Origin of the sequence: Polyangium sp. 6x1, from assembly GCF_029946515.1 — a bacterium.
Taxonomy (GTDB): Bacteria; Myxococcota_A; Polyangia; order Polyangiales; family Polyangiaceae; genus Polyangium.
On record NZ_JARZHH010000009.1, the window covers coordinates 35,951 to 59,254 of the forward strand.

Annotated in this window: 18 protein-coding genes; 8 read left to right on the forward strand and 10 right to left on the reverse strand. The window is 69.5% G+C overall.

Features of this window, described 5'->3' with window-relative positions:
• Nucleotides 1–184: 184 nt before the first annotated feature.
• Nucleotides 185–1,621, forward strand: a complete 1,437-nt coding sequence (locus QHF85_RS11695) for a tyrosine-type recombinase/integrase (RefSeq protein WP_281327215.1) — start codon at nucleotides 185–187, stop codon at nucleotides 1,619–1,621.
• A gap of 412 nt (nucleotides 1,622–2,033) precedes the next feature.
• Here QHF85_RS11695 and QHF85_RS11700 read toward each other — a convergent pair whose 3' ends face one another.
• Nucleotides 2,034–2,201, reverse strand: coding sequence for a hypothetical protein (locus QHF85_RS11700; RefSeq protein ID WP_281327216.1), 168 nt, complete (start codon nucleotides 2,199–2,201; stop codon nucleotides 2,034–2,036).
• Nucleotides 2,202–2,681: 480 nt separating this feature from the next.
• Between QHF85_RS11700 and QHF85_RS11705 the strand changes: the two genes are divergently transcribed.
• The 3 genes from QHF85_RS11705 (at nucleotide 2,682) to QHF85_RS11715 (ending at nucleotide 6,996) form a co-directional block, all read left to right on the forward strand.
• Entirely contained in the window at nucleotides 2,682–5,645 is a 2,964-nt protein-coding gene (locus QHF85_RS11705; protein ID WP_281327217.1) for a serine/threonine-protein kinase, read from the forward strand.
• A 34-nt stretch (nucleotides 5,646–5,679) separates the two neighbouring features.
• Nucleotides 5,680–6,510, forward strand: coding sequence for an SAM-dependent methyltransferase (locus QHF85_RS11710; RefSeq protein WP_281327218.1), 831 nt, complete (start codon nucleotides 5,680–5,682; stop codon nucleotides 6,508–6,510).
• Between the two features lie 264 nt (nucleotides 6,511–6,774).
• Complete coding sequence (locus QHF85_RS11715) at nucleotides 6,775–6,996, forward strand: hypothetical protein (RefSeq protein WP_281327219.1); 222 nt, start codon at nucleotides 6,775–6,777, stop codon at nucleotides 6,994–6,996.
• Between the two features lie 13 nt (nucleotides 6,997–7,009).
• On the opposite strand, the gene QHF85_RS11720 is transcribed toward QHF85_RS11715, so the two are convergent.
• The gene (locus tag QHF85_RS11720) at nucleotides 7,010–8,452 is read right to left on the reverse strand and encodes a hypothetical protein (protein WP_281327220.1); all 1,443 of its coding nucleotides are present in this window, start codon (nucleotides 8,450–8,452) and stop codon (nucleotides 7,010–7,012) included.
• A gap of 15 nt (nucleotides 8,453–8,467) precedes the next feature.
• Nucleotides 8,468–8,842: a hypothetical protein gene (locus QHF85_RS11725; protein WP_281327221.1), complete on the reverse strand. Its 375-nt coding sequence runs from the start codon at nucleotides 8,840–8,842 to the stop codon at nucleotides 8,468–8,470.
• 121 nt (nucleotides 8,843–8,963) lie between these two features.
• Here QHF85_RS11725 and QHF85_RS11730 point away from each other — a divergent pair, with 121 nt between their 5' ends.
• Nucleotides 8,964–10,220, forward strand: coding sequence for a hypothetical protein (locus tag QHF85_RS11730; RefSeq protein ID WP_281327222.1), 1,257 nt, complete (start codon nucleotides 8,964–8,966; stop codon nucleotides 10,218–10,220).
• On the opposite strand, the gene QHF85_RS11735 is transcribed toward QHF85_RS11730, so the two are convergent.
• Entirely contained in the window at nucleotides 10,217–10,864 is a 648-nt protein-coding gene (locus QHF85_RS11735) for a hypothetical protein (protein ID WP_281327223.1), read from the reverse strand. The two genes, QHF85_RS11730 and QHF85_RS11735, sit on opposite strands and share 4 nt — an antisense overlap.
• 263 nt (nucleotides 10,865–11,127) lie before the next feature.
• On the opposite strand from QHF85_RS11735, the gene QHF85_RS11740 reads away from it, so the two are divergent.
• Nucleotides 11,128–11,982: a M57 family metalloprotease gene (locus QHF85_RS11740; RefSeq protein ID WP_281327224.1), complete on the forward strand. Its 855-nt coding sequence runs from the start codon at nucleotides 11,128–11,130 to the stop codon at nucleotides 11,980–11,982.
• Nucleotides 11,983–12,046: 64 nt separating this feature from the next.
• Here the strand turns inward: QHF85_RS11740 and QHF85_RS11745 are convergent, their stop codons facing one another.
• Nucleotides 12,047–12,589: an inorganic diphosphatase gene (locus QHF85_RS11745; protein WP_281327225.1), complete on the reverse strand. Its 543-nt coding sequence runs from the start codon at nucleotides 12,587–12,589 to the stop codon at nucleotides 12,047–12,049.
• Between the two features lie 56 nt (nucleotides 12,590–12,645).
• A complete protein-coding gene (locus QHF85_RS11750; protein ID WP_281327226.1) occupies nucleotides 12,646–14,799 on the reverse strand; it encodes an SBBP repeat-containing protein in 2,154 nt (717 codons plus the stop codon).
• A gap of 222 nt (nucleotides 14,800–15,021) precedes the next feature.
• On the opposite strand from QHF85_RS11750, the gene QHF85_RS11755 reads away from it, so the two are divergent.
• Nucleotides 15,022–15,951, forward strand: a complete 930-nt coding sequence (locus QHF85_RS11755) for a hypothetical protein (protein ID WP_281327227.1) — start codon at nucleotides 15,022–15,024, stop codon at nucleotides 15,949–15,951.
• A 121-nt stretch (nucleotides 15,952–16,072) separates the two neighbouring features.
• On the opposite strand, the gene QHF85_RS11760 is transcribed toward QHF85_RS11755, so the two are convergent.
• Genes QHF85_RS11760 through QHF85_RS11775 form a run of 4 tightly spaced genes read right to left on the reverse strand, consistent with a single transcriptional unit; the run spans nucleotide 16,073 to nucleotide 22,908 of the window.
• A complete protein-coding gene (locus tag QHF85_RS11760) occupies nucleotides 16,073–16,492 on the reverse strand; it encodes a zf-TFIIB domain-containing protein (protein WP_281327228.1) in 420 nt (139 codons plus the stop codon).
• On the reverse strand, nucleotides 16,489–18,015 hold the full coding sequence (malQ, locus tag QHF85_RS11765; RefSeq protein WP_281327229.1) for a 4-alpha-glucanotransferase: 1,527 nt from the start codon (nucleotides 18,013–18,015) through the stop codon (nucleotides 16,489–16,491). Before malQ ends, QHF85_RS11760 begins: the two co-directional genes overlap by 4 nt.
• Before the next feature lie 43 nt (nucleotides 18,016–18,058).
• Nucleotides 18,059–22,405, reverse strand: coding sequence for a hypothetical protein (locus QHF85_RS11770; RefSeq protein ID WP_281327230.1), 4,347 nt, complete (start codon nucleotides 22,403–22,405; stop codon nucleotides 18,059–18,061).
• Nucleotides 22,405–22,908: a hypothetical protein gene (locus QHF85_RS11775; protein WP_281327231.1), complete on the reverse strand. Its 504-nt coding sequence runs from the start codon at nucleotides 22,906–22,908 to the stop codon at nucleotides 22,405–22,407. Before QHF85_RS11775 ends, QHF85_RS11770 begins: the two co-directional genes overlap by 1 nt.
• Nucleotides 22,909–22,973: 65 nt before the next feature.
• Here QHF85_RS11775 and QHF85_RS11780 point away from each other — a divergent pair, with 65 nt between their 5' ends.
• Nucleotides 22,974–23,297 (forward strand): BolA family protein, encoded by a 324-nt coding sequence (locus QHF85_RS11780; RefSeq protein WP_281327232.1) that lies wholly within the window; start codon nucleotides 22,974–22,976, stop codon nucleotides 23,295–23,297.
• Nucleotides 23,298–23,304: the final 7 nt, after the last annotated feature.

The following is a 23,304-nucleotide window of genomic DNA, read 5'->3' on the forward strand; positions in this document are numbered from 1 at the left end:
TGGGGTGGGGGCGGTCCGCTCCTACCCTCCACGCTTGACACCTCACGGGATGCGGCCATGGGCACACGCCGGGGCACGGCGACGGCGCCGGCTCCGAGTCTCGCGGCTCCCAAGAGAGCCGCACCCAACACGCCTTGCCCTGCTCGACCGGCACGTCGGCCGAGCGGGAGGGCCGGAGGTCGCGATGCCTAGGTTAGCCACGGGAAACGTTTACGAGCGGCGCGGCAAGTGGTTCGCGCGGCTTACTATCGGGACAAAGAAGCGGCAGAGCTTCATGCTCGAAACGTGCAAGGACGAGGAGAGTGCCATTGCTCGCCGCGCCATTTTGGCGGAGCTGGCCGCGAAACTTCGCAAGTGCGGGCGTGACGACATCGCGCCAGACATCATCAAACGCGCTGCGGTACGTGAGGGCAAAGCTCTCGACGAAGTGCGCAAGGCCGTGGAGATGATTGCGTCGGGCCAGGTCGTGCAGAAGAACAAGACACCCACAGTCGAGGAAATTGGGAAGCGGTGGACGAGCGGGGAACTGGCTGCCCTGTACCCCGATCGGGTCAAGAAGAAGCGGTCCGTGCTCACCGACATTTATTGGCTCGCCAAATACGTGTATCCCCTGGTCGGCGGCGTGGCGATCGACGCATTTACCGTCGATCACGCTGAAACCGTCATGCGCAGTTTGCCGCTGGAGCTGTCGCCGAACTCGCGGAGGGCAATCGCGCAGCTCATGCACCGGATCTGCGGGCTCGCGATCCTGCCACTGCGTCACATCACGGCGAATCCGCTACCGGTGGGGTTCGTGCCGCGGGTCCAACTAGGAAGGGCGAAGGGATGGCTCTATCCCCAGGAGGATGCGAGGCTGCTGGCTTGCACGAGGGTTCCCCTTCGATGGCGGCTCTTCTACGGCTTCCTCCATCGGGAGGGAATGCGCCGGTCCGAGGCCCTACGGTTGACATGGTCGGACGTGAACATCGAACTGGGCGCAGTCGTGCTCGACCAAAACAAGACGGATGAGCCTCGGGCGTGGGCGCTGTCTCCTGGCGTCGCGGCGGCGCTGCGCGCGTGGCGCGACGTATGCGCGGTGAAGGGGTTGGACGTGACCGGTAGCGCGCCGGTGTTCGTTGACGATGACGGCAAGCGGAAGGGGAAGGCCCTGACCGAGAGAGAGAGCGCCATTCGATACCGTAAGCATCTGGAATGGGCGGGGATTGCTCGGCCGGAGCTGTTCGCACGGACCGAGGCGAGGATCCCGATCCGGCTTCATGATTCGCGGGCGACGTTCATCACCCTCGCGCTCGCGAATGGGAAGACGGAGGCCTGGGTCCAGGACCGGACCGGTCACAGGTCAAGCAGCATGATCAACCGGTACCGACGAGCGGCGCGCACGGCGGCGGAACTGGGACTGGGTGAGTGCGGACCGCTCGACCAGGCGATCCCCGAGTTCGGCGGAACGAGGGAAAGGGCGGCCGAAAGGGCACCACGGCCACGGCGAACCGAGCCTACGATGCAGCAGATCCAGCCAAGATCCGCGGGGTTGGCGACCCCGGGTCAGGACGACCGGAATCCTATTCCGCTTCCGCTTCCGCTTGCGCTCCCGCTCCCGCCTCCGCCCCAGCACCCGAGGTGACGCGCCCGTTCGTGGATGGCGTCGAGACAGTGCGGCGCGCTCATCCTACTACGCGGGCGCTTCACGCGGGCTGCGGCTCTGCAGCACGCGTGAACTCGCAGTGCAAGAAAATTCGATGACGAGCCCGATTTCCGCGCGAGGCCCGTGGGGTGCGTCATGCCAAGCGGGAGACGTCCGGCGCTCGGGGGTAGGCGCACGCAGAGCCGGCAGAGTTCTGACGCAAACCGGCGCGCCCTGAGAACAACCGCGCGAAAAGAAAGCGCGACTCGTTCTCCCAGGCTTGCGACGGCCCGGAGAGCCCCGTATCCTCGAGTCGCTGGCAGGTATCTTCTACGCGCTTCGCGTACGCCACGCTCCGCCGCCAGCACCACCTACGAGATCGTAGTTAGGAGGGAGCGAACAGATGACACAGTCACTCCTCAAGTTTTGTGCGGACATGGCCCTCGACCACTCCTTGTTGGCGAGGTTTTATCTCAATCCTGAAGAAACCATGCGCACCGCGGGCGTCTCGGATGACGATCGAGCGGCCGTACACGCGGCGCAGCCGCAAGCGATCTTCGAGTGCCTTCGGGCCGACCATCCGGATGCCGCCTCAATGCATTCGCCGTGGTCGTGCCCGTACATGCTCGGCTGCCCCACGACGGCAGCACGCGCCTCCGACGCCGGTCCCCTGTCCACGCGCGCGCCGCTGTCGACACGCGCGCCGCTGTCGACACGCACGCCCATGTCGACACGTGCGCCCCTGTCGAGCCGAACCTCCGACCCCCCCAGCCCCTTGTCCGTGCGCGGCCCGTTGACCACGCGCTCTCCGGACTCCGTACGCGGCCCGATGTCGTCGCGCTCTCCGGATACGGGGCCCGCATCCGTACGCGCGCCCATCTCGGTCCGCTCCCCGGACAGCCGACAGTTTTCCTGACTCTCCTTGACCGAACGGCGAGGGGAGTCATGAAGAGTCGGCGTACGTGCTTCCCATCGCACGTCGCGCGTCTCCCAAGGTTGCCCAGGAACAATCGAGAGCGGATCCTCGCGAATCGTCACGAGTCCGCGATACCATGACGCCATGCGCCTGCGCCCAGGCGATACGGTCGATCGCTACGTCATCGAAGCTCCCCTCGGCGAGGGGGGGATGGGCGAGGTGTATCAGGCGCGCGACACGCGGCTCGAGCGCCGCGTAGCCCTCAAGCTCTTGCGCAAGCAGGGCGCCGCGGAGCCAGAGGCCTGGCAGCGCGCCGAGGGCCGCATGCTCCGCGAAGCGCGCGCCGCAGCCGCGTTGAGCCATCCGAACACGGTCGCCATCTACGACATCGGCGAGCTTTCCGGCGCGCCGTACCTCGCGATGGAGTTCGTCGACGGTGTCTCGCTCCGCCAGCTCATCGCGGCCCGCACGACCTCTTCACGAAGGCTCGGCTGGCTCATCGACGTCGCTCGGGCCCTCTCGGCGGCTCATCGCGAGGGGATCGTCCACCGCGACATCAAGCCCGAGAACGTGATGCTTCGCGACGACGGCACGATCAAGGTGCTCGACTTCGGCATCGCGCGCAGGCTGGGCGTGGGGCTCTCCACGCGCGGGTCCACGCCGGGCGAAGACGATCTCGAGCCGCCCTCGAGCCGCAAGAGCGACACGCTCACCGGCGAGGGGATGATGGTGGGAACGCCCGCGTACATGGCGCCCGAGCAGCTCCGCGGCGACGCGGTCGACGCGCGCATCGACCAGTTCAGCTGGGGCGTGCTCGCGTACGAGCTGCTCACAGGCAAGGTCCCCTTCGGCCCGGGCCTCGATGGGGTGCGGCTCCTGTCCGCGATCCTCGCCGACGACCCGCCGTCGCTCGACGGCATCGTGCCGGCGACGGTCGAGCGGACCCTGCGCCGCGCGGTGTCGAAGCGCCCCGCCGATCGCTTCCCGTCGATGGACCACGTCATCGAGACGCTCGTACCTTTCGTGACGGGCGAGTTTCTCGCCATCCCCGACGCCGTGCACATCGTCGACGCGGATGCCGCGGAGGGCCCGAGCGCGCCCTCGGCGACGCGCTCGGGCGCGGCCGCGCGCGGACACGAGCCGGAGACGCTCGAGGCGCCTCGCGCGCCCGCGGTCACGACGTCTCGCGGTGCCACGCCGAGGCCCGAGGCGGGCGGAGCGCCGATGAACACGATTCGGTCGCCCTCGCCGGTCACGGGCAAACGCGCGAAGCCCTTCGAGCCGCCCTCGGTGCGGATCGAGACACCGGCGCCGGCATTGCCCGAGCGCCCGCCGCTCGCGAACACGGTGGAGTCGCCGACGGCCGTGGCGGTCGGGCCCGCGCATCGGGCGTCGGTGCAGGGTCGGTGGCAGCTCGTGGCGGCGGTGGCGCTCGCGCTCACCGGCTTGGTCGTCCTCTCCATGGGCATCGTGTCGCGGCTGCGCCGCAGGTCGGCGGCTGCGCCGGCGGCGGAGGCTGCGCCGTCGGCGGCGGCTGCGCCGTCCACGAAGCCCACCGCGGTCACCGAGCTCGAGCTGCCCTCGAGCTCGAGCCCCGAGGCGCTCGCGGCCTATCGTGAGGGATTGCAGAGCATCCGCGACGCCTCATGGGGGCTCGCGTACAGCGCCTTCGAGAGGGCGGCCAAGCTCGACCCGAATCTCGGGGCGGCTCATCTGCGGCTCGCGGTGATCGATCGGTTTCGTGGCAAGACGACGAGCACGCGCGTGGCGTTCCAGCGCGCGGTGGAGCTGCGCGCGACGATGCCGGCGCGGGACCAGGTGCTGCTCGACGCGTTCGAGCCGCTGATCCAGCGCGATCCGCCCGATCAGGCCGCGACGACCGCACGGCTCGAAGCGGCCACGCAGCGCTTCCCTGGCGACGCGGAGCTCGCCTTGCTGCTCCACGCGGTGCAGCCGGAGGCCTCGCCCGAGCGCACGCTCGAGCTCGTGGATCGCTGCCTCGAGCTGGATCAGCGGTATGCGGACTGCTGGCAAGCGCGCGCGCTGGCGCTCTTCCGCGACGAGCGCATTCCCGAAGCGATCGACGCGCTCGATCGCTGCGTGGAGCTGGCGCCCATGGCGACGGACTGCGTCATCGAGCGGCTGCGCTTCCAGAGGATCATGGGCAGGTGCAGCCGCCTCGAGCCGGACGCGCGGCGGTGGATCACGAAAGAGCCGGCCTCGCCGCTCGCGCACCATGAGCTGGCCATGGCCCTGGAGGCTTCGGGCCAGCCGCTCAGCGCGGTGGGCGCGGCGGTGGATCAGGCGGTCCGGCGGTTCCGCGAGGCGGGCATGCCGGAGGCGGCGGCGAAGCTCCGGATCAACTTCGCGATCCTCTCCGGCCATTTCGACGAAGCCGAGCGGCTCGCGAAGGATTTCGATCGGGAGATCATCGGCGAATCGCAGGAGGAGAAGCACGCTGTGCCGGCGCTCGCGCTGGTGCGGCTTTATTGGGAGATGGGGCAGGACCGGAAGGCGGGGGAGGTGGCCGAGCAGTTCCTCTCGCAGCGAGCAGCGTGGGTTCGTCCTTTGAAGTGGAGGCCTTGGGACGATGCCCAGCCATTGTTATTGGAGGCCAAACATCGGGCGGGACGGCTGAACGCGGCGGCGTACGAGGCTGCTCGCGCGGGGTGGGAGCGTGAGTGGCGGGGCAAGGAGGCGGATCCGAGCGTGCTCTGGCTGATGGGAACGGCCGCGACCGCGAGCACCCCGCAGCAGGGCCGCGATGCGCTCGCGGGGAGCGTGCTGAAGCGCCCGCACGTGCATTATCCGCAAGCAGACATCTCGATGGTCACGGCGGTGCTCGGGGAGGTCGCATTCCTCGCGGGTCGGTACGACGAGGCGCTGCCCCGCCTCGAGTCGGCGGCGCGCTCGTGCACGGCGCTCGACGACCCGCTGAGGCACACCCTTGCGACGTACCGTCTCGGCGTCGTGCGCGAGAGGCTCAAGGAGAAGGCAGGGGCGTGCGCGGCGTACAAGGTGGTCCTGCGGCGGTGGGGCCAGGCGGACGAGTCGACGACCGCGAAGGCAGCCGCGGAGCGCGCGATGGCGCTCGGCTGCCAGGACTAGCCCGGATGCAGTCGCCGGCTCTCATCGGATGATCATGCGTGCCTCGGCGTCGGGGCGAGGGATGGAGGAATGGATGCTCGAAGGGAATGGCTCGCTCGTCGTCGTGGGGACCGGAATCAGGACGACCGAGCACCTCACGGGAAGTGCCATCGCCTGGATCAAGGCGTCGGACAAGGTTCTCTACGTGGTCGCGGATCTCGTCGCCGAGCGTGTGATCAAGGAGCTATCGCCGTCGGCCGAGTCGCTCACGGTGCTCTACGGTGAGGGCAAGCCGCGTGGAGAGACGTATCACGCGATGGTGGACCGCATCCTCGACTCGGTCAGGGGGGGCCAGCGGACGTGCGTGGTGTTCTACGGGCATCCGGGCGTGTTCGCTTATCCGGGGCACCTGGCCATCGAGCGCGCGCGTGACGAGGGGTATCCGGCGACCATGCTGCCAGCGGTCTCGGCGGAGGATTGCCTGTTCGCCGACCTCGGCATCGATCCTGGTCAACAGGGTATGCAGAGCTACGAGGCGACGCATTTCGTGCTTCATCGAAAGCGCATCGATCCCACCACGGCGCTCGTACTCTGGCAGATCGGGTCGTTCGGAGACCACACGTACCGTCGCGAAGGCGCGAGCCACCACAAGCTGCCCTTCCTCGTGGCGCGGCTCTGCGAGGAATACCCTTCCGACCACGTCGTGACGATCTACGAGGCCGCGATCTACATTGGCTGCGCGCCGCGTATCGAGCGGCTGCGCCTCGGCAAGCTTGCGGAAGCCAGGGTCACGCCAGCCTCGACGCTCTACATTCCCCCCGTGCGCAAGAGCCGCATCGATTCCGCCACCGCCGCCTGGCTCGGGTTCGAGCCGGCAGACCGATGAGCGCGCCTCCCGCCCGCCTCCTCCCACGCGCCCGCATCGGGTCCTTGCCGACCTTTTGAAGCCTGCGTTGAGCGGCAAGCACGCGCTCCGGCTTGGGCGCGGGGAGAAGGAGCGTCTCGAGCGCGCCGCGCGGCAGGCAAAGCCCTGAACGGTACCATGACAATTCCCAGGAAAGGGCGCCGGATCGTTCGCGTGGGAGACACGGACTATGCCTGGCGCATTCGGAAGAAGCCGACGTACCACCAAGCTGCCTTCCAAGCGTCGATGACGCTCGCCATTCAGCCGCGCGACGCCGTCTCTGGAAGCGTGCTCATGGTCGACCTCGTGGTCAGCCGACCGGACAGCTGGTTGAGCCCGCACCAGACGGCCGTGAAGCCGGCGATGGTCCGCGAGATGATTGCGGGGGCCCTGGCGAGCGGCTGGCAGCCGTTCCACGCAACCGGACCGTTTTTCTACAAGTACCCCCTGATCCGCGATTGCTCTTGAGGCGCGCGCCGGCTCAAAGCGCGTCGGGCAGGTGCCCCAACGCTCCGGCGCGCGTCTTCGTCGTCGCATCCTTGGTCGTGCATTCGACCTCGGAGCGCGCGTCCTTTTTCACGTCGCACGTATACGTCGCGGTCTCCTTGCATCCAAGGAGCTTGATCGTGCGCCCGTATCCGGACGCCGACTTGTCCTCGGCCACGGTGATCTGCGCGCTCGCGCATCCATACGCCCGCCCGAATTGCTCACGCGCAATTGCTCGCCCCTCCACGCCGACGCGCGCGTGCGCTTCGTCGAGACCACACGTGAGGAGCTGCGTCGTCGGATCGCGATCACAGACGAACCGCAGCGCCGTCGGCTCCTTTCCGCACGTCGCGTCGACATCGACCTGCGCCACGAGCTCGCCCGAGGAGACCCTCGGGGCCTCGGGCCGGCAATCGGGGCGCAGCTTGCCCAGGACCTCCAGCGCCTCTTTGCGCACCTCCTCGCGGTCGAGTTTTTTCACCGCGTCGCAGTTCACCTGCCGGGAGCGCAGCTTCGACGCATGACAAAGCAGGGTCGCGCGTCCCCGGCAGCCCTCGGCGTGCCAGACCTGACCCCAGACCCCCTTGGGAGAATCGTATCGAATGGGCTCCGCCCGCATGCGCGGCGTCGCGCCCATCGCGCTGCATTGCGCCTCCTCGGCGTACTCTCGCTCGGCGCGCCGCTGGCTGTCCGCCACCGCCTCGGGCATGGGAGGCTCGGGCGCGCATTGCCCCGCGTGGTTCTTCGCGGCGTCGAGCGCGCAGGTGAGCGGCATCAGCGTCCCGCAGCCGGACAAAAACACCTCGGTCACCCCGTCCTCGGGAATGGGCCCGGCGCCTTCCGGGACGAGCGTGGCCGTCTTGCACCCCGTCTGGGCCTGGAAGACGGCGCGCGCGTCCACCACCGCAGCGGCGAACGCCTGCACCTCGGGCGGCGCGGGCTCGCATTGCGGACGAAGCTTCGTTTGCCCCTCGCCCTTCTCGCAGACATACCGCGCCTCCTTGCCGCAGCCCTGCACCACCACGCGGTGCCCGCGAAAATCGTTCACGGGGAACTTCCAGGAGAGCGCGTCGTCGTCCGCGGCCTTCACCCCGTCGATCCCGCACCCCGTATCACGCCAGAACATCGCGCGCGCGACGAGCGACATGTTGTGGAACGATTGCACCTCGTCGACCTCCCGGGTGCATTCCTCCTCGTTCCACTTGCCGAAATAAAGCGCCGTCACGTACTCGCAGCTCTCCGAGACCCAGAACCCGCCGCAAGCCTGGAGCAGGCGGCCCGTTTGCACGAGCGGCGCCGTATCGACCTCGCAGGACAAGATATCCTGCGGCGTCGCGGCGACGGGCGCCGGCCCCGTCGGCCAGCGCGCGCGCGCGCCGCCGCACGCAGAGGCGAGAACGACGCCCGCGACGAGCCACCACCCCCCGTAGGTCCTCATGAGCTCGATGCTACCCTAGCTCCCAGGGCCGCGCGCAACGGCGACGTAGAGGAACGCCTGCTTGCAGCCGTAGCCCTCGTGCAGCGGCTCGTCCACGCATAGATCCCGCACGCGATACCGACCACCCCCGCCGTCGGGCGTCTCGATGGTGACGACGCAGTCGAGATCGACGGCGGGGATCTGCGCCGTCCAAAACTGCCCTGCGGCCCGCATCGCACCGAGCTTCTGCTTCTCGCCGACCGGACACGCGAGCCATACCGAGGCATCCGCGACGGGCTCACGATCGGGCCCCGCGCCGTCTCGCACGACGACCACCCGAAGGTGACCGGCAGGGTCACACGCGACGAGCAAGAGCGGAACAAGCGCGCGGAGAAAGACGTTTCGCGTCACTCGATACACGTACCACAAGACGCCCGAAAACGGCCAAGCCCGGCTCCACGCCCGCGCCGCTCGCCATGATGTCATCGCCCTTCGCGACGCGCTCGAAACCGGCTACGCTCCATCCCGCGCCATGACGCCGCGTCCCGACCTCAACGCCCCCGCAAGGAGAATGCTCGCCGCGGCCGCCGCGCTCGCTTTCGGCCTGCTCGGCGCCCCCGCGGCCGCCGACGAACCCGAGCCCGCTTCCGCTTCCGCTCCCGCTTCCGCTCCCGCGCCCGTCGCCATTCCCGCGCCCGCGCCCGCGCCCATTTCCGACCCGGAGTATCCTCCTCCCGTCGTCGTCGACGATCCCCCGCCTCCGTCGCCCTCGGCCGTCCCGTACCTGCCCGTCAACTTCGGGTTCATGTATCCGATCAGCACCAACGTCGGCGCGCCGGACGCCTTCACCCACCTCGACATTGCGCTCATGCTCGGCCGGATCGGCTATCTCGGCGGCCTGCAGATCGGGCCCGTCGGCTGGGTCGGCTACGATATGCGAGGCGCGCAGATCGGGCTCGCGCACGTCGTCGAGGGTCGCGCCGAGGGGCTCGAGCTCGACGGCATCTTTTCCATTGCGCAAGGCGATTTCGCCGGCGCGCAGATCGCGGGCCTCATGGGATGGACGAGCGGGCGATTGACCGGCCTCGCGCTCGCGGGGATGGCGAGCTACGTGTACGCCGACGTCGACGGCGTCCTCGCCGGCGGGCTCCTCTCGGTCGCGCGCGGAAAGGTCCGCGGGCTGCAGATCGCGGGCGGGACGAACATCGGGCGCGTCGACGGCTTGCAGCTCGGCATCGTGAACGTCTCGGCCGAGGTGCGCGGCGTGCAGATCGGGCTCATCAACGTGGCGCGGCGGATCAAGGGCGTGCAGGTGGGCGTTTTGAACATCACCGACAAACTCGAAGGCGAGTCGCTCGGCCTCTTGCCGATCCCGCGGCGCGGCGGCGTCCACCCCGTGATCTGGGGCTCGAATTCGATCTTCGCGAACCTCGGCGTGAAGTTCGCGAGCGCGTATGCGTATTCGATCCTCGGGATGGGCCTGCACAACCGGCCGCTCCCGGAGGGGAAACGGCAAGCGGCGTTCACCGCGGGACTCACGCTGGGCGCGCGCGTGCCGATCGCCGAGGGGTTCGCGGTGGCCGGGGATCTCGGAGGAAACCGGCTCTTCGCGGACGGCGTGCCGCTCACGACGCACGACGAGCTGTACAAGGCGCGCGTGCTCGTTTCGTTCGAGATTGCCAAACGGCTCGTGCCGTTCGTCGGGGGAGGCGTGGCGATGGCGGTGCAGGGATCGGATGATCTGCGGTTCTCGATCCTGCCGGAGGGGACCGCGGGGATCGAGCTTTAACCGGCGGCCGTCGTGGCCGTCTCACCCGGCGCGGGCAGGTTTTCCCCGGCTTGCGCTTCGTCGTGCGCGTCGAGCGCCCGGGCCGCGACGAAAAGCAGCGCCACGTGCGCGAGCGAAACGAGCGCATAGGCGACGATCGGCACGATGTCGCGCTTCGCGCCGCACACGATGAGGAGCGTCAGGATCAGAAGGACGTTGTGAACCATCGACCAGCGGGCGACCCAGCGGGCCCGCGCGGCGGCGTTCGGGCCGCGGCGGAGCATGAGGACGCCGAGCCCGAGCAGCGATCCGGCCACGAAGAGGCCACTCGGCGCCGAGGCCGTCAGGATGAGGACGATGGGCTCCATGGCCTCGACGGGCCTCCCGAACATCTCCAGGCTGACGACGAGCCCCACGAGCGCCGCCAGCGCCCCCGGGATGACCATCTGCCCAAGCAAAAAGCTCGTGATCGCGGCGACCTTCACCGATCGCGGCGTCTTGCCGGGCACCCAGACCGGCACCTCGGCGGCGCGGTAAGCGCTGCCGCCGCGCTTCTCGTACCGCGAAAGAACGAGCCCCCACACATCGCGCCCTGCGACCCGGCCGACCACGTACAGCAGCGACGGTAGCAGCAGGGACCCCACAACGAGAATGACGATCTCCATCGTGACCTCGGCCTCGATCGATGGACGCCCGAGGAGCGCCGAACGTTCCGTGGCATCCGAGGAGTTAGGGTGCAGGGTTCGAGGAGACAAGGTGGCAAGCCCGGTCACCAGCGCGCCTTTTTTCTCTGCCTGAGGACGACACTCGGACCGGACATTTTCGAGTTCCGGTCATAAAAGTTACCATATCGACGCGCCTTTCCGATCCTGGTAGACATTCGCCCCTGTCCGGGATGGTCACGAATCGGAACAAGGAGTCGTCGCCCATGAAGAAGCTTGGTCTCGTCTACGGATTGCTCGCCCTCTCCGCGGCTCTCGCGACCGGCTGCGTCGCCGAGTCGGGTGAGCCGGAGGACCTCGAGAACGTCGGGATGGGAATCACCTGGGAGGAGTTCAAGGCGAACGCCTATCAGGAGCCGGACACCGGCGTGTACATCGTCGACGGCGATACGCCGATGTTCAGCGAAGCCGAGCTCGAAGCGTTTTACCTCGAGCACGTGCAAGAGGGCGCGCTCGCGGTCATGACCTCGGGCGGCGGCGACGTGAAATGGGATTCGACGACGGCGCTGAACATCACGTATTGCATCAGCACGGGCTTCGGCAGCCGCTACAGCGCCGTCGTGAATGCGATGAACACGGCCACGAGCGCCTGGGAAGGCTCGGCGAACGTGAATTTCGTCCACAAGAGCGATCAGGACGCGAACTGCTCGGCGCAGAACAAGAACGTGATCTTCGACGTTCGCCCGGTGAACGTGGGCGGGCAATACCTCGCGCGCGCGTTCTTCCCGAACACGAGCCGCAGCGGTCGCAACGTGCTCATCGACAACACGGCCTTCACGACGCAAGGCATCTCGCTCGACGGCGTCCTGCGCCACGAGCTCGGCCACACGCTCGGCTTCCGGCACGAGCACACGCGCCCCGAGGCGGGCGCCTGCTTCGAGGACAACAACTGGCGCGCCCTCACGCCGTACGATTCGAGCTCCGTCATGCACTACCCGCAGTGCAATGGGACGAACTCCTGGGCGCTCAACCTGACGAGCCAGGACAAGGCAGGCGCGGCCGCGCTCTACGGCGCCCCGGGCAGCGGCGGCGGCGGCGGCGGCGGCAAGGGCAACAAGTGATCGGCTGACAGAAGCCGCGGGAGGAAAAAGGGGTCCTGGCCCGCGCCGGGACCCCTTTTTCATTTCAGGGTTTGCCCCAGGCCGCGTCCTTCCGGTAGGTCGCGAGCGACTCGGCGATCACCTCGAGCGCGCGCTTGCGCGCGTAGAGGTCGTCGACCTCGCTGATCTTGCCTTCGAGGATCTTGTAGTCCTGAAAGAATCGCCGGATCTCGGCGAGGACGTGCGGCGGGAGCTCCGTCGCCTCCGCGTAATGGGCATACGCAGGATCGTCGATCGCGACGGCGATGATCTTGTCGTCGACGCCCTTGTCGTCCCGCATGCGAAACCCACCGACGGGCCGGGCGCGCACGATGGTCAGCGGATGCACGGGCTCCTGCATCAAGACGAGGATGTCGAGCGCATCGCCGTCGCCCGCGTGCGTCTGCGGGATGAACCCGTAATTCGCAGGGTAGTGGACCGACGAATAGAGGACACGGTCGAGCATGAGCAGCCCCGTGCGCTTGTCGAGCTCGTACTTGAGCTTGGATCCACGCGGGATCTCGATGACCGCAGGGACGAACTGGTCGACGGTGGACGGGACGACGTGAATATCGTGAAGAGGGTGCATGGTCTCGGGGGGGAAAGGGGGTCCGCCGGAGCGAACCCCCGGAGGGAACCATTCGATCAGGGAGCGAGCTTCGCGAGGAACATGTCGGTTCCGCCGGCGGAGGTGAAGGGGCCGCCGCCGAAATCGATGATGTTTTCGAACGAGCCCGTCACCCACGTGTTCGTCAGCGGGTCGATCGCGACGGCCTCGCCCGACTGGTTCGTCATCATGCCGCTGCCGTACCGGCGCAGCCAGAGCGGCGCGCCAGCCGGGTTGAGCTTGGCCACGAAGACGTCGCGCCCGCCCGCGCTCACGGCCGGGCCGCCGCCGAAGTCGACCTGGTTGAAGAACTCGCCCGTCACCACGATGTTGCCGAAGACGTCGACCGCGAGGCCCTGGCCGCGCTGCGCGCTCAGGTTGCCGAACTTCTTGCTCCAGACGTGGTTGCCCGTGGCGTCGAGCTTCGCGATGTACCCGTCGACGTTGGCCGTGCCGTCCGTGCAGGTGAGCGTGGCGCCGCCGAACGAGAACGAGCCGGCAAACTCGCCCGTGAGGACGACGTCGCCATTGGTGGGATCGACGGCCACGGCGAACGCGCGCTGGTTCGCGGCGTCGCCGAAGCCCTTGCTCCACTTGAACCCGCCGGCGTTGTCGAACCGAGCCACCGCGATGTCGTAGTCGCCCGCGCTCGTGAGCGTGCTGCCGCCGATGGTGATGGTGTTCTGGAAGGCGCCGACGAACGTCACGTCGCCGTCCGAGCCCACCGCGACCTCGTAGCCGAACTGCGTGCCCGCGCCGCCCAGAACCTTGGCGAAGACCGGGGTGCCGGTGTTCGAGAGCTTGAGGAGCATCGCGTCGAGCCCCTCCACGTTCGTCAAATTGAGGCCGCCGAAGGTGACGTCGCCCGAAAACTGGCCGGTCACGAAGGCCGCGCCGGTCGCGTCGACCGCGATGTCCGTGCCCTGCTGGGTCACGGTGTTGCCGACGGCGCGCTGCCAGGAAGAACCGTTGACGTAGTTGCCGTTCGTGTCGAGCTTGGCGGCGTAGAGATCGTCGCCGCCCGCGCTCGTGAGGGGGCCCCCGCCGAAGTTGATCGAGCCCTGGAACGAGCCCGTGACGTACACGTTGCCCGCGCCGTCGACCGCGATGCCGTTGCCGACCTGGTTCGAGGCGTTGCCATACTTCTTCGCCCAGAGGACGTTGCCCATCGCGTCGTACTTCGCGATGAGGACGTCGAAGCCGCCCGCGCTCGTGAGCGTGCCAATGGCGCCGCCGAAGTCGAGCGCGCCCTCGAAGTGGCCGATCGTGTAGACGTTGCCCTGGGCGTCGACCGCGACGTCCATGCCGACCTGGTTCGAGACGTTGCCAAACACCTTGCTCGCGACGTGGTTGCCCGTGCACGCGAGCGCCGCGCCGCTGCAGTCCTCGTCCGCAGCCGAGGCGCAGTTGTCGAGCGACGGCAGGACCTCCCCCGTGCAGGGGCCGTAGCCCGTACCATCCGGGAGGCAGGTCTGGGAGCCGGCCATGCACACGCCGACGCCGTTCGTGTTGTCGGGTCCGGTGTAACAAACGATGCTGGTACCCGGCGCGCAGGCGCAGCCGATGCCGTCGTCCGGCGCGCCGTCGCAGTCGTCGTCCTGCATGTTGCAGACCTCGGCCGAGGGCAGGACCTGCCCGACGCACGCGCCGTAGGACTGGCCGTCGGGCTGGCAGGTCGCCTTGCCCATCACGCAGACGCCCATGCCGGCCGTGCCGGACGGTCCGTCGTAGCAGTCCATCATGTCGCCCGGGACGCAGACGCAGCTCGGATCGTCGTCGACGTTGCCATCGCAGTCGTCATCGACGCCGTTGCACGTCTCGGCCGCGGGGACGACCTCGTCGACGCACGCGCCAAACTCGCCGTTCGGCTCGCACGTCTGCACGCCAGCCTTGCAGGGGCCAACGTCCTGCGTGCCGTCGGGCCCGGAGTAACACGTCTGCGTGGTGCCGATGGTGCAGCCGGACATACCGCCGGTGCCACCCTGGCCACCACCGCCCTGGCCACCGACGCCGCCCGTCCCGCCGCCGCCGTCGCCGCCCATCCCGCCGACGCCGCCGGTCCCGCCGGCGCCGCCCTGCGCGATGCCGCCAGTCGTGTTCGGGGCGGGGTCGCTGCAGCCGGCAGCGCCGCAGAGCAAGGCGAGCGTGATGGTGGGGAAAGAAAGAGAAAGAAGTCGCGATCGGCGAAGCATGTCTGGAGCCTCCGGCGTGGACCGAGGGAAGTGATCCCTAGTTTCCGTCACATTACCGAATGCAAGGCCATCCACAATACCCGGGCCACTTCCCGCCGGTTGTGTCCGGATCGCTCAGGAAACAGTGTCCAGGAGCGCGCCTTGACGCCCGGGAGGGGGTCTGGTCTCCTCGGATCCTGGATGGGCGTCCGCGAAGGACGCCGAATTCCTGGAGTTTTACCCATGCGAAGAGCCTCCTTGCTTCCTTTCTGGTTCGGCGTGATCGCCGCTACGGCGCTGGTGGTCGGCTGCGCAGCCGACACAGGCGGCGCCATCCGCGGCGGCGGAGGAGAAGGCGGCGAAGCCGGGCAAGGGCAAGGAGGCTCAGCCGGGCAAGGCGGGCAGGGAGGATCGGCCGGGCAGGGCGGCGACGGCGGGTTCAACTTCCCGACCGACGGCGGCACACCCGACCCGGAGGTGCCCGGCGAAGTGTTCGGCCACAGCGCCGACACGCTCTACAAGCTCGAGCCGTACTCGAAGCAGGTGACGGTCGTCGGCGAGTTCCAGGGTTGTTCCGGTGTCATCGACCTGGCCATCGACAAGGACTCGAAGATCATCGCGACGACGTTCGGCGCGCTCTACTGGGTCGACAAGGCAACGGCGAAGTGCACGGAGATCGCGACGGGCAGCTACCCGAACTCGCTCTCGTTCGTGCCAGCCGGCACGCTCGACGACAACGCAGAAGCGCTCGTCGGCTACCAGGGCGCGACGTACGTGCGAATCGACACGGTGACCGGGCAGATGACGACGGTCGGCGCGATCGGCGGCGGCTACACGTCGAGCGGAGACATCGTGTCCGTGAAGGGCGGCGGAACGTACCTCACGGTGAAGGGCAACAGCTGCAGCGATTGTCTGGTCGAGGTGAACCCGAAGACCGGTGCGCTGCTGAAGAACTGGGGCTCGGTGGGCTACCAGGACGTCTTCGGAATCGCGTTCTGGGCCGGCATCGTCTACGGCTTCACGGACCAAGGCCAGCTCTTCGAGATCGCGTTCAACGCCGGCGGCAGCGGTATCGAGACGAAGGCGATCCCGATCCCAGACGCCCCGTCGGACCTCGTGTTCTGGGGCGCAGGCTCGACGACGATCGCACCGCCCACGCAGCCGCCGAAGTAGCGTAGCGCCGGGGTTTCACCCCGGACCCGACCAGGGGCTGTTCGCCCCTGGACCCGAACCAGGGCCAGCCCTGGACCTCAGGTGCATCGACTGCGGTGCAGTCGATGCAACGAGTCGAGCCTCAAGCCCCGAGCGAGCGGATCGCGTTGAGCATGCGCCGGAAGAGGCCCTCTTCCGGCGTGGGGGGTGTGGTGTCCTCGATGGGGCCGAGGGCCACGACTTCGGCGAGCTTGGTCGAGGGGACGAGGACGCCCGCGCAGCCAGGGCAACGCAGGATCTCGGGGCCGTGCCCGCGCAAGTGCTCGGGCGCGAGCGTGTCGCGGCAACGCGGGCAGATCCGCGCGCCGGGATGCGACGGTGGCATCGCCGGACGAACCTCGACGGCAGCGGCGACGCTGGAGACGTCGCCGTCGAACCAGTCGATCCAGACGGCGTGGCAGTCAGCGCAGACGTCGACCACCGCGCCCGGGGTCGGGCGTTCTTGCAAGAGGCCGCCGCAGAGCGGGCACTGCGGGGAGGCGAGGCGGTATTGCTCGCTCATCGCGCGGCTCCGGTAGGTACGGGCGCAGCGAGGCGGCCGTAGAGATCGGCGAGCTCGCGCAGGTGCAGGGCCGTCTCGCGGCGGAAGACGTCGCCGTGGAGCAGGAAGCGCCAGTTGTCGCGGGTCGTGGCAGGGTTGTTCATGCGCGCCTCGCTGCCGCGCGAGAGCACGTCCTGCATGGGAAGGATCGCGGTGTTCGCGGTGGAGGCAAACGCGGCGAGGATGAAGTCCCAGGCGATGTCCTGGCCGCTCACGCGGAGGTAACGCTGCACGTGGGAGCGCACGTGCGGCGGGGCCGCGTTCCAGAAACCCACGGTGGTGTCGTTGTCGTGGGTGCCCGGATAGACGACGTTGTCCGGCTCGTGGTTGTGCGGCAGGTGCGTGTTGTCGGCGTCGCCGCCGAACGCGAACTGGAGCACGCGCATGCCGGGCAGGCCCGCGGCACGGCGCAGCTCGTGGACGGCCTCGTCGATCATGCCGAGATCCTCGGCGACGAGCGGCATCTTGCCGTGACGCTCGAGCGCCTGGAAAAACGCGAGCCCCGGGCCCTTCACCCAGCGCCCGCTGCGCGCATCGGGCGCGCCGAACGGGACCTCCCAGTACGCGGCGAACGCGCGGAAATGATCGATGCGCGCGATGTCGGTGTGCGCGAGGACGCGACGGAGGCGAGCGCGCCACCAGGCGAAGTCATCCTCGGCCATGCGATCCCAGCGGTAGATCGGGTTGCCCCAGAGCTGGCCGGTCTCGCTGAAGTAGTCCGGCGGCACGCCCGACACGGTCTGCGGTGTGCCGAGCTCGTCGAGGTGGAAGAGGTTTCTGTGCGCCCAGACGTCGACGCTGTTGCGATCGACGTAGATCGGCAGATCGCCGACGATCCGCACACCGCGCGCATGGGCGTAAGCGCGGAGCTCGCTCCACTGGTGCTCGAAGAAAAACAGGATGGCGATCTCGCGCTCGAGCTCCCGCGCGTGCTCGGCGCGGGCCTTCGCGATCGCCGCGGGCTCGCGGTCGCGCAAGGCGGGATCCCAGTCCCACCAGGCCTTGCCGCCGTTCTTGCGCGACAGCAGCCAGAAGAGCGCGGAGTCTTCGAGCCACGAGGCCTCGGCCTCGCGGAACGCGGCGAGCGGCGCGCGGAGCGGGTGCTCGGGCTGCGCGAGGAGGCGCTCGGCCGCGCGATCGAGGCGCGGCTCCTTGAAGGCGCGCACGGCGTCGAAGTCGACGAGGCTCGCGGGCGTGAAGCCATGCGCGAGGTCTGCGGCGTCGAGCAGGCCGACCTCGTGCAGCCGGACGAGGTCGACGAGGAGCGGGTTGCCAGCGAACGCGGACCAGCAGACGTAGGGGCAGTTGTTGCTGGTCGGGTTGAGGGGCAGGACCTGCCAGAGGCCGAGGCCGGCCTGGGCGAGCCAGTCGAGGAAGCGCCGCGCGGAGGCGCCGAGATCCCCCATGCCGTAAGGGCCGGGCAGGGAGGTCGGGTGCAGGAGGATGCCCGCCTCGCGGCGGGGTTTGTCTTGGGCCTGGGTCATGCGAGCGTCTCCTCTCGGCGGGCCGAAAAGCGAGCGGACGATATCATCGCCGCGCCTTCTGCGTGATCCTTTGCAGCGCGGCCGAGACCGCCTCGCGCGCGCGCTTGGCCTGGGCCTCGGGATCCGACGCCGGCTGCCGCAAGGCGCGCACGGCCTCGCAGGCAGCCTTGTCCGCGGGCGGGAGCGTGACGCAGAAGAGATCGTACGAGCGCGCAGCAGGCTCGGCGAGGGCCGGCTCCTTCGCGAGGATCGCCACCGCGTGCGCGAGGACGAGGGCGAAGAGCGACGCCTGCGGCGTGGTGTCGATCCATCGCGAGACGAACGTGGGGCTCCGCGCGAGCTTGGCCAGCACGTCCCATCGGTCGCGGGTGAGGCCGAGCTCGGTCGCGAAGACGAGCACCGAGAGGTTGCGGCCGCGATCGGAGAGGGCGCTCGTGTCCGCGTCGAGCGCGGCGAGATCGTCGAGCGCGGCGTCGTCGAGCGTGGCGCAATTGACCGCGACGCTGAGCGTGTCGGCCCGCAAGCTCGGGCCGAGGAGCTTCGACCTGCCGATCGAGCGGGCCGCGCTGAGCAGGCTCGGGTTGCAGTGGCTCGGCTGGCGCTGGCGCGCGAGCAAGACGGCGGCGTCGTAGACCCGGCCGGCCGACGCGAGCTCGAGCGTGGCGCGGGTGAACGCGTCGGGATCGTAGTTTTTCTGGTCCATGCCGCCGAGGAACGCGTCGAGCGCGGGCAGGGGACCGGCGCACGCCTTGCCGGTGTCGCCCCGCCGGATCCGCGGGAGCTTGCGGAGCGCGCCGCCCGCGCGGAGCGAGAGGGCGAGGGGATAAGCGTCACACGCGGGCGCCTCGAAGCCGCCGAGCTCGACCTTCTCCTCGGTGCAGGCGAGGGGCTCGCCGAGCACGGCGAGGGCCCGCGCGGCGCGAGCGAGCACGGGCTTCACCGCGGGCATGCCGGCGAAGGCGACGGGCGTCGTCGAGAGGATTTCTCGAAGCGCCGCGTCGTCGGTGTCGCCTTCAAGCGTGGCGCGGACGAGCGACCAGAGATCGCCCGCGAGCAAGGGCATGCCCGCGTCGGCGGCGAGGACGGCCGTCACGGCGAGGACCGCGCGCGCGTCGGCGGCGAGGGTCTTCGGATCGGCCGGGCCGAGGGATCGGCCGCCGAGGCGCGCGCCGAAGATCGCGGCGTCGATCGCGCGGGACGCGGCGGAGGCGCCGCGCTCGGTGTCCCCGTCGAGGAAGTGGTACGCGGCGTCGATGGCCGCGGCGTGCACGTAGTACCGCGCGGCCTCGGTGTCGCGCTCGGGGCCGGCGATCGGCGCGAGGCGCGCGACGAACGAGCCCTCGGGTTTGCCGGGCGAGCGCACGCCGAGGCCCATCTGGAACGTCGACGAGCTTTCGAGGAGGCCTGCGCCGAAGGAGACGTCGAAGCTCACGTTGAAGACCTTGGAGACGGTCTTCTCCTCGTAGCGATACGACATGCGCGGCATCACGAGCCCGCTCGACTCGGCCTTCACGAGGAACGCGTCGAGGTCCTCGCGCGCCTTCGTGCGGTCGCCCGTGTTCGCGCGCTTGATCGCCTCCATCACGGCCACCACGGCGTCCGCGGCCTCGGGCTCCTCGCAGGCGCGCGTGACGGCGCCGCGCATGCCCTCGGCGTACTCGCTCGGCCGCGGCGGCTCGCCGTGCCTCGCCCGGAAGACCTCACGCGCGAAGCGCAGGGCCCAGCCGAGCTCCGAGGCGCCGCTCGACGCCGCGGTGATGGCCGCGTCGGGCGGAGGTTTGTCCGTGGCCACCGAGACGAGCACGCCGCCGAGCAGGCAAAAATCGGCCTGATCGCGCTTGCCCTGGGCGCGCAAGGTGCCGGAGAGCGAGACGAGGAGCGCGTCGAGCCCGCCTCGCGTGGTCTCCACCTCGGCGGCGCGCGCGAGCGCGTCGAGGAGGCCGACCGGCGTGCCCGCGCGTTCGTCGCGGAAGATCGCGGCGAGCGCGCCGAGGAGATTTTTCACGCGTGTCGGGTCGATCGACGTCGCCTTCGGCTCGGCGAGGTACGTCCGCACGAGGCCGTAGATCGACGTGATCGCGTCGGCGAACGCGCGCTCGTCCCACTCGACGAGGCCTGCCGAAAAGGCGCGCTCGGCGTCGGCCGCCGGGATCACGAAGGTGAACGGCGCGGCCTTGTTCTTCCGGGGCGACGCGACGTCGATCGCGTCCGACAGGATCGTCACGACGAACCTCGCGCGGCGGATCGTCGCGCTGTCCCCCTTCGCGTACGAAGGGCTCGCGAGGATGCGTCTCCGCACGTCACCGAGCCGCGCGAGGACACGGCGCGCCGCGGGGCTCGGCCCGCCCTTCGCGGCGCACGTCGGCTCGGCTCCGGAAGGTTTGTCGAGGAGGACCGTGGCGAGCGCGGCGATCGTTTGATCCCCAAGGGTCACCACGTCCTCGAGCAGGCCCGCGGGCATCGGCTCCGCGCCCTCGCCGAGGCCGGCGATGGCTTCCCGCAGGGCATCACGCGCGGCCTTGCGATCGGCGGGGAAGCGGGCCGGATCGGCCGCGTCGGGGTCGAGCTTGCCGGCGCTGCCGAGCGCGAGGTAGCGGGCCACGCTGGCGGCGAGGCGCGCGAGCGGGCGCCGCGCGACGGAAGGATCACCGAGGGCCTGCCCGATCCGCAGCGCGGCCGCGTCGAGATCGGGGCGCTCGCCGAGCAGCATGCGCACGAGCGCGTCGGCCGTGAAGAGCCCGGCCACGCCCCAGCCGCTCTGGCGGGCGAGATCCCCGTCGAGCTTCTTGCGGAACGCGCCGAGCAGGCCCGAATAAAACGCGCTCTGGATCGCCGCCGGATACGCCGTCGCGGCCAGGATGCCGGTGAAGGCGGCCTCGAAGACCTCGGAGGCGTCCTTCGCGCGCCCGATCCGCTCCTCGATCGTGCGTCGCAACAGATCGACGAGCGCATCCCGCAGCGTCGCGTCCGCGACGAGGCCGGGCGCGTACGCGAGCGTGACCACGCTCATCGAGCGCATGCGATCGGGGTGCGCCTGGTGGAGCTGCGCGAGCGCGGCGAGGTGCGCGGAGACGAGCGTCGAGACGCGCCGGAACGTGGGCGTCTGCGCGAGCGAGATCCCCGAGAGCTCGCCGCGCTGCTGCGTGAGCGCGAAGGCGTGGGCCCAGGTCGTGCGGGCGTCGTCGACCGCGCGAACGAAGGCGTCGTACCGGGGCAACCACGCCGCGAGCGGCAGGAGGTTCTTCCGGGTCGTGTCGAGCGAAAGCGACGGCGTGAGCGCGCGACCCATCGCGTACGCGAAGGCCAGATCGTCGGGCCCCTGGAAGCTCGGCGGAGGCGCGGCGACGCAGGCCTCCTGCGGGCCGAAGAGCGCGCGGAGCCCCTCGCGTTTGCCCTCCGGCGCGGCCGCGAGGATGGCCTCGCCGAGCACCTTCCAGGTCGCGCCGTCGTCCTCCGCGGCCCGGACACGCAGGAGGTGACCGTACGGCGTGCCGTCGCGCAACGTGTCCGGCCCCGGAGGCCCGCTCGAGCGCGCGTTCGGATACGGCGAGCTCCACGCGCCCTCCGGAGGTTCGAGCGCGATGCCAGCGCTCTCCAGCAGCGTGAGCAAGTACCTGCCGCGGAGCACGGGCTCGGCATCCTCGGAAGGGTGCGAGGGCCTTCGCTCGCTCGCGGCGCTCCGTCGATCGAGCAGCTTGGAGAGGCGCTCGGCCTCGCCAGCCGCGTCGACGTAGCGGAAGCTCGCGGCATGCTCGGCGGTGCGCCGGACGGCTTGCGCGATCTCCAGATCCAGATCGAGGACCGCCTCGGGATCCCGCGAAAGGATGTCCTGCACGACGGGCGGCAAGCCGGCCATGAAAGGACGGAGCGGATCGTTCGGGAAGATCTCCGTCAACGTCTTCGCGTCGACGCGGATGCGCGCGATCGTCTCCCAGCCGAGCGACGTTCCCATCGCAGCAAGCAGCGCCGCCGCGTCGATCGACGCCGGCCGAGGCAGCGGCCCGGTCCGGATTTCCACAGCACCTTTGCGCTCGGAGACCCGCAGCGACGGAGGATCCTGCTCGCGCAGCACGACCGACTTCGCGCCGCGCATCTTCGGCTCGGACTTCGCGTCACGCCAGAGCGACGCCCACGGGTCGGCGGCGTCGCGCTCGGCCCGCGCCGCCGCGTACGCATCGAGCAACGCCGTCGGATCCCGCTCTTCCCGCGCAGCCGCTGCGATCGCGCCCTCGCACGTGGCGAGCGCATCCTTGTCGCAGCGGACGCCCGACGTCGCCGTCGTCTTCGGAGGAGGCGGCGCGACGCAACTCCCGGCAGCCAGGATCAAGGCCATCGCGGAGACGACCGCGCGCACGGCTCGTTTCCCGGGCCCCTCGCGTCGCGCCTGCATCACGCACCCCCGCCCGAATCGCACGACGGCGCAGTCGTGATCGTCCGGTTCACGCGAAGCACACTCCCTTCGCCGCCCTGGAGCGGCTCACCCGCGTCATCCACGACGACGATCTCCACATCGAACGTGCCGTACCGATCCGCCACGCCGATCATCGGGAGCTCCACGACCGTCCCCGATCCACGGTTCACCACCTTGCCGTTCGCCGAGAGCTCGAGGTGCCCACACGCCGCCGTCGCCCCGCAGAGCCCAGGCGGCCGCAGGAAGAGCGCTTTGACCTCGAGCACGAACGGGATCCGCACGTCGGGCGCCTCGCCAATCGAGATGCAGGCCCCATCCGCGGGGCTCTTGAGGGAGATCGTGGGCGGGTCGGTCTCGGTCGTCGCCGTGCTGGAGTCGTCGCTCTCGTCGGTGCAGCCAGCGAGCAGGGCCGCGCAGAGGACGAGCGAGCGCCCCGAGGCGCGCTGGATGCGCGCGAAGAAAGCATGCGGGAAGCGTGTCATCGCGCCTTTGTAACCCAGGCCCGAGCGGGATGGGAGGGATGCGAAATCCGGGCTAAGCTCGCCGCGTGTCGCGCCAAGAGCGAATCGAGCAAAAGCTCTCCGAAGCCCTCGCGCCCGTGGTCCTCACGGTCGAGAACGAGAGCAAGAACCACAACGTGCCCAAGGGCGCCGAGACGCACTTCAAGGTGCTCATCGTGAGCCCCGTCTTCGAAGGCCTCGGCACCATCGACCGGCACCGCAAGGTGCACACGGCCCTCGCCGACGAGCTACGCTCGGGCCTACACGCACTCACGCTCCGCGCACTCACACCCGCGCAGTTCGACGCCGAAGGCGCCCCCGGCTTCGAGTCGCCGCCCTGCCTCGGCGGCTCGAAGCACGACAAGAAGTGAGTTCGGC

Excerpts from the sequence above, each read along its gene's own strand:
- QHF85_RS11695 (WP_281327215.1), top strand. The coding sequence starts at position 185 with ATGCCTAGGTTAGCCACGGGAAACGTTTACGAGCGGCGCGGCAAGTGG.
- QHF85_RS11700 (WP_281327216.1), bottom strand. The coding sequence starts at position 2,201 with ATGGTCGGCCCGAAGGCACTCGAAGATCGCTTGCGGCTGCGCCGCGTG.
- QHF85_RS11705 (WP_281327217.1), top strand. The coding sequence starts at position 2,682 with ATGCGCCTGCGCCCAGGCGATACGGTCGATCGCTACGTCATCGAAGCT.
- QHF85_RS11710 (WP_281327218.1), top strand. The coding sequence starts at position 5,680 with ATGCGTGCCTCGGCGTCGGGGCGAGGGATGGAGGAATGGATGCTCGAA.
- QHF85_RS11715 (WP_281327219.1), top strand. The coding sequence starts at position 6,775 with ATGACGCTCGCCATTCAGCCGCGCGACGCCGTCTCTGGAAGCGTGCTC.
- QHF85_RS11720 (WP_281327220.1), bottom strand. The coding sequence starts at position 8,452 with ATGAGGACCTACGGGGGGTGGTGGCTCGTCGCGGGCGTCGTTCTCGCC.
- QHF85_RS11730 (WP_281327222.1), top strand. The coding sequence starts at position 8,964 with ATGACGCCGCGTCCCGACCTCAACGCCCCCGCAAGGAGAATGCTCGCC.
- QHF85_RS11735 (WP_281327223.1), bottom strand. The coding sequence starts at position 10,864 with ATGGAGATCGTCATTCTCGTTGTGGGGTCCCTGCTGCTACCGTCGCTG.
- QHF85_RS11740 (WP_281327224.1), top strand. The coding sequence starts at position 11,128 with ATGAAGAAGCTTGGTCTCGTCTACGGATTGCTCGCCCTCTCCGCGGCT.
- QHF85_RS11745 (WP_281327225.1), bottom strand. The coding sequence starts at position 12,589 with ATGCACCCTCTTCACGATATTCACGTCGTCCCGTCCACCGTCGACCAG.
- QHF85_RS11750 (WP_281327226.1), bottom strand. The coding sequence starts at position 14,799 with ATGCTTCGCCGATCGCGACTTCTTTCTCTTTCTTTCCCCACCATCACG.
- QHF85_RS11755 (WP_281327227.1), top strand. The coding sequence starts at position 15,022 with ATGCGAAGAGCCTCCTTGCTTCCTTTCTGGTTCGGCGTGATCGCCGCT.
- QHF85_RS11760 (WP_281327228.1), bottom strand. The coding sequence starts at position 16,492 with ATGAGCGAGCAATACCGCCTCGCCTCCCCGCAGTGCCCGCTCTGCGGC.
- malQ (WP_281327229.1), bottom strand. The coding sequence starts at position 18,015 with ATGACCCAGGCCCAAGACAAACCCCGCCGCGAGGCGGGCATCCTCCTG.
- QHF85_RS11770 (WP_281327230.1), bottom strand. The coding sequence starts at position 22,405 with ATGCAGGCGCGACGCGAGGGGCCCGGGAAACGAGCCGTGCGCGCGGTC.
- QHF85_RS11775 (WP_281327231.1), bottom strand. The coding sequence starts at position 22,908 with ATGACACGCTTCCCGCATGCTTTCTTCGCGCGCATCCAGCGCGCCTCG.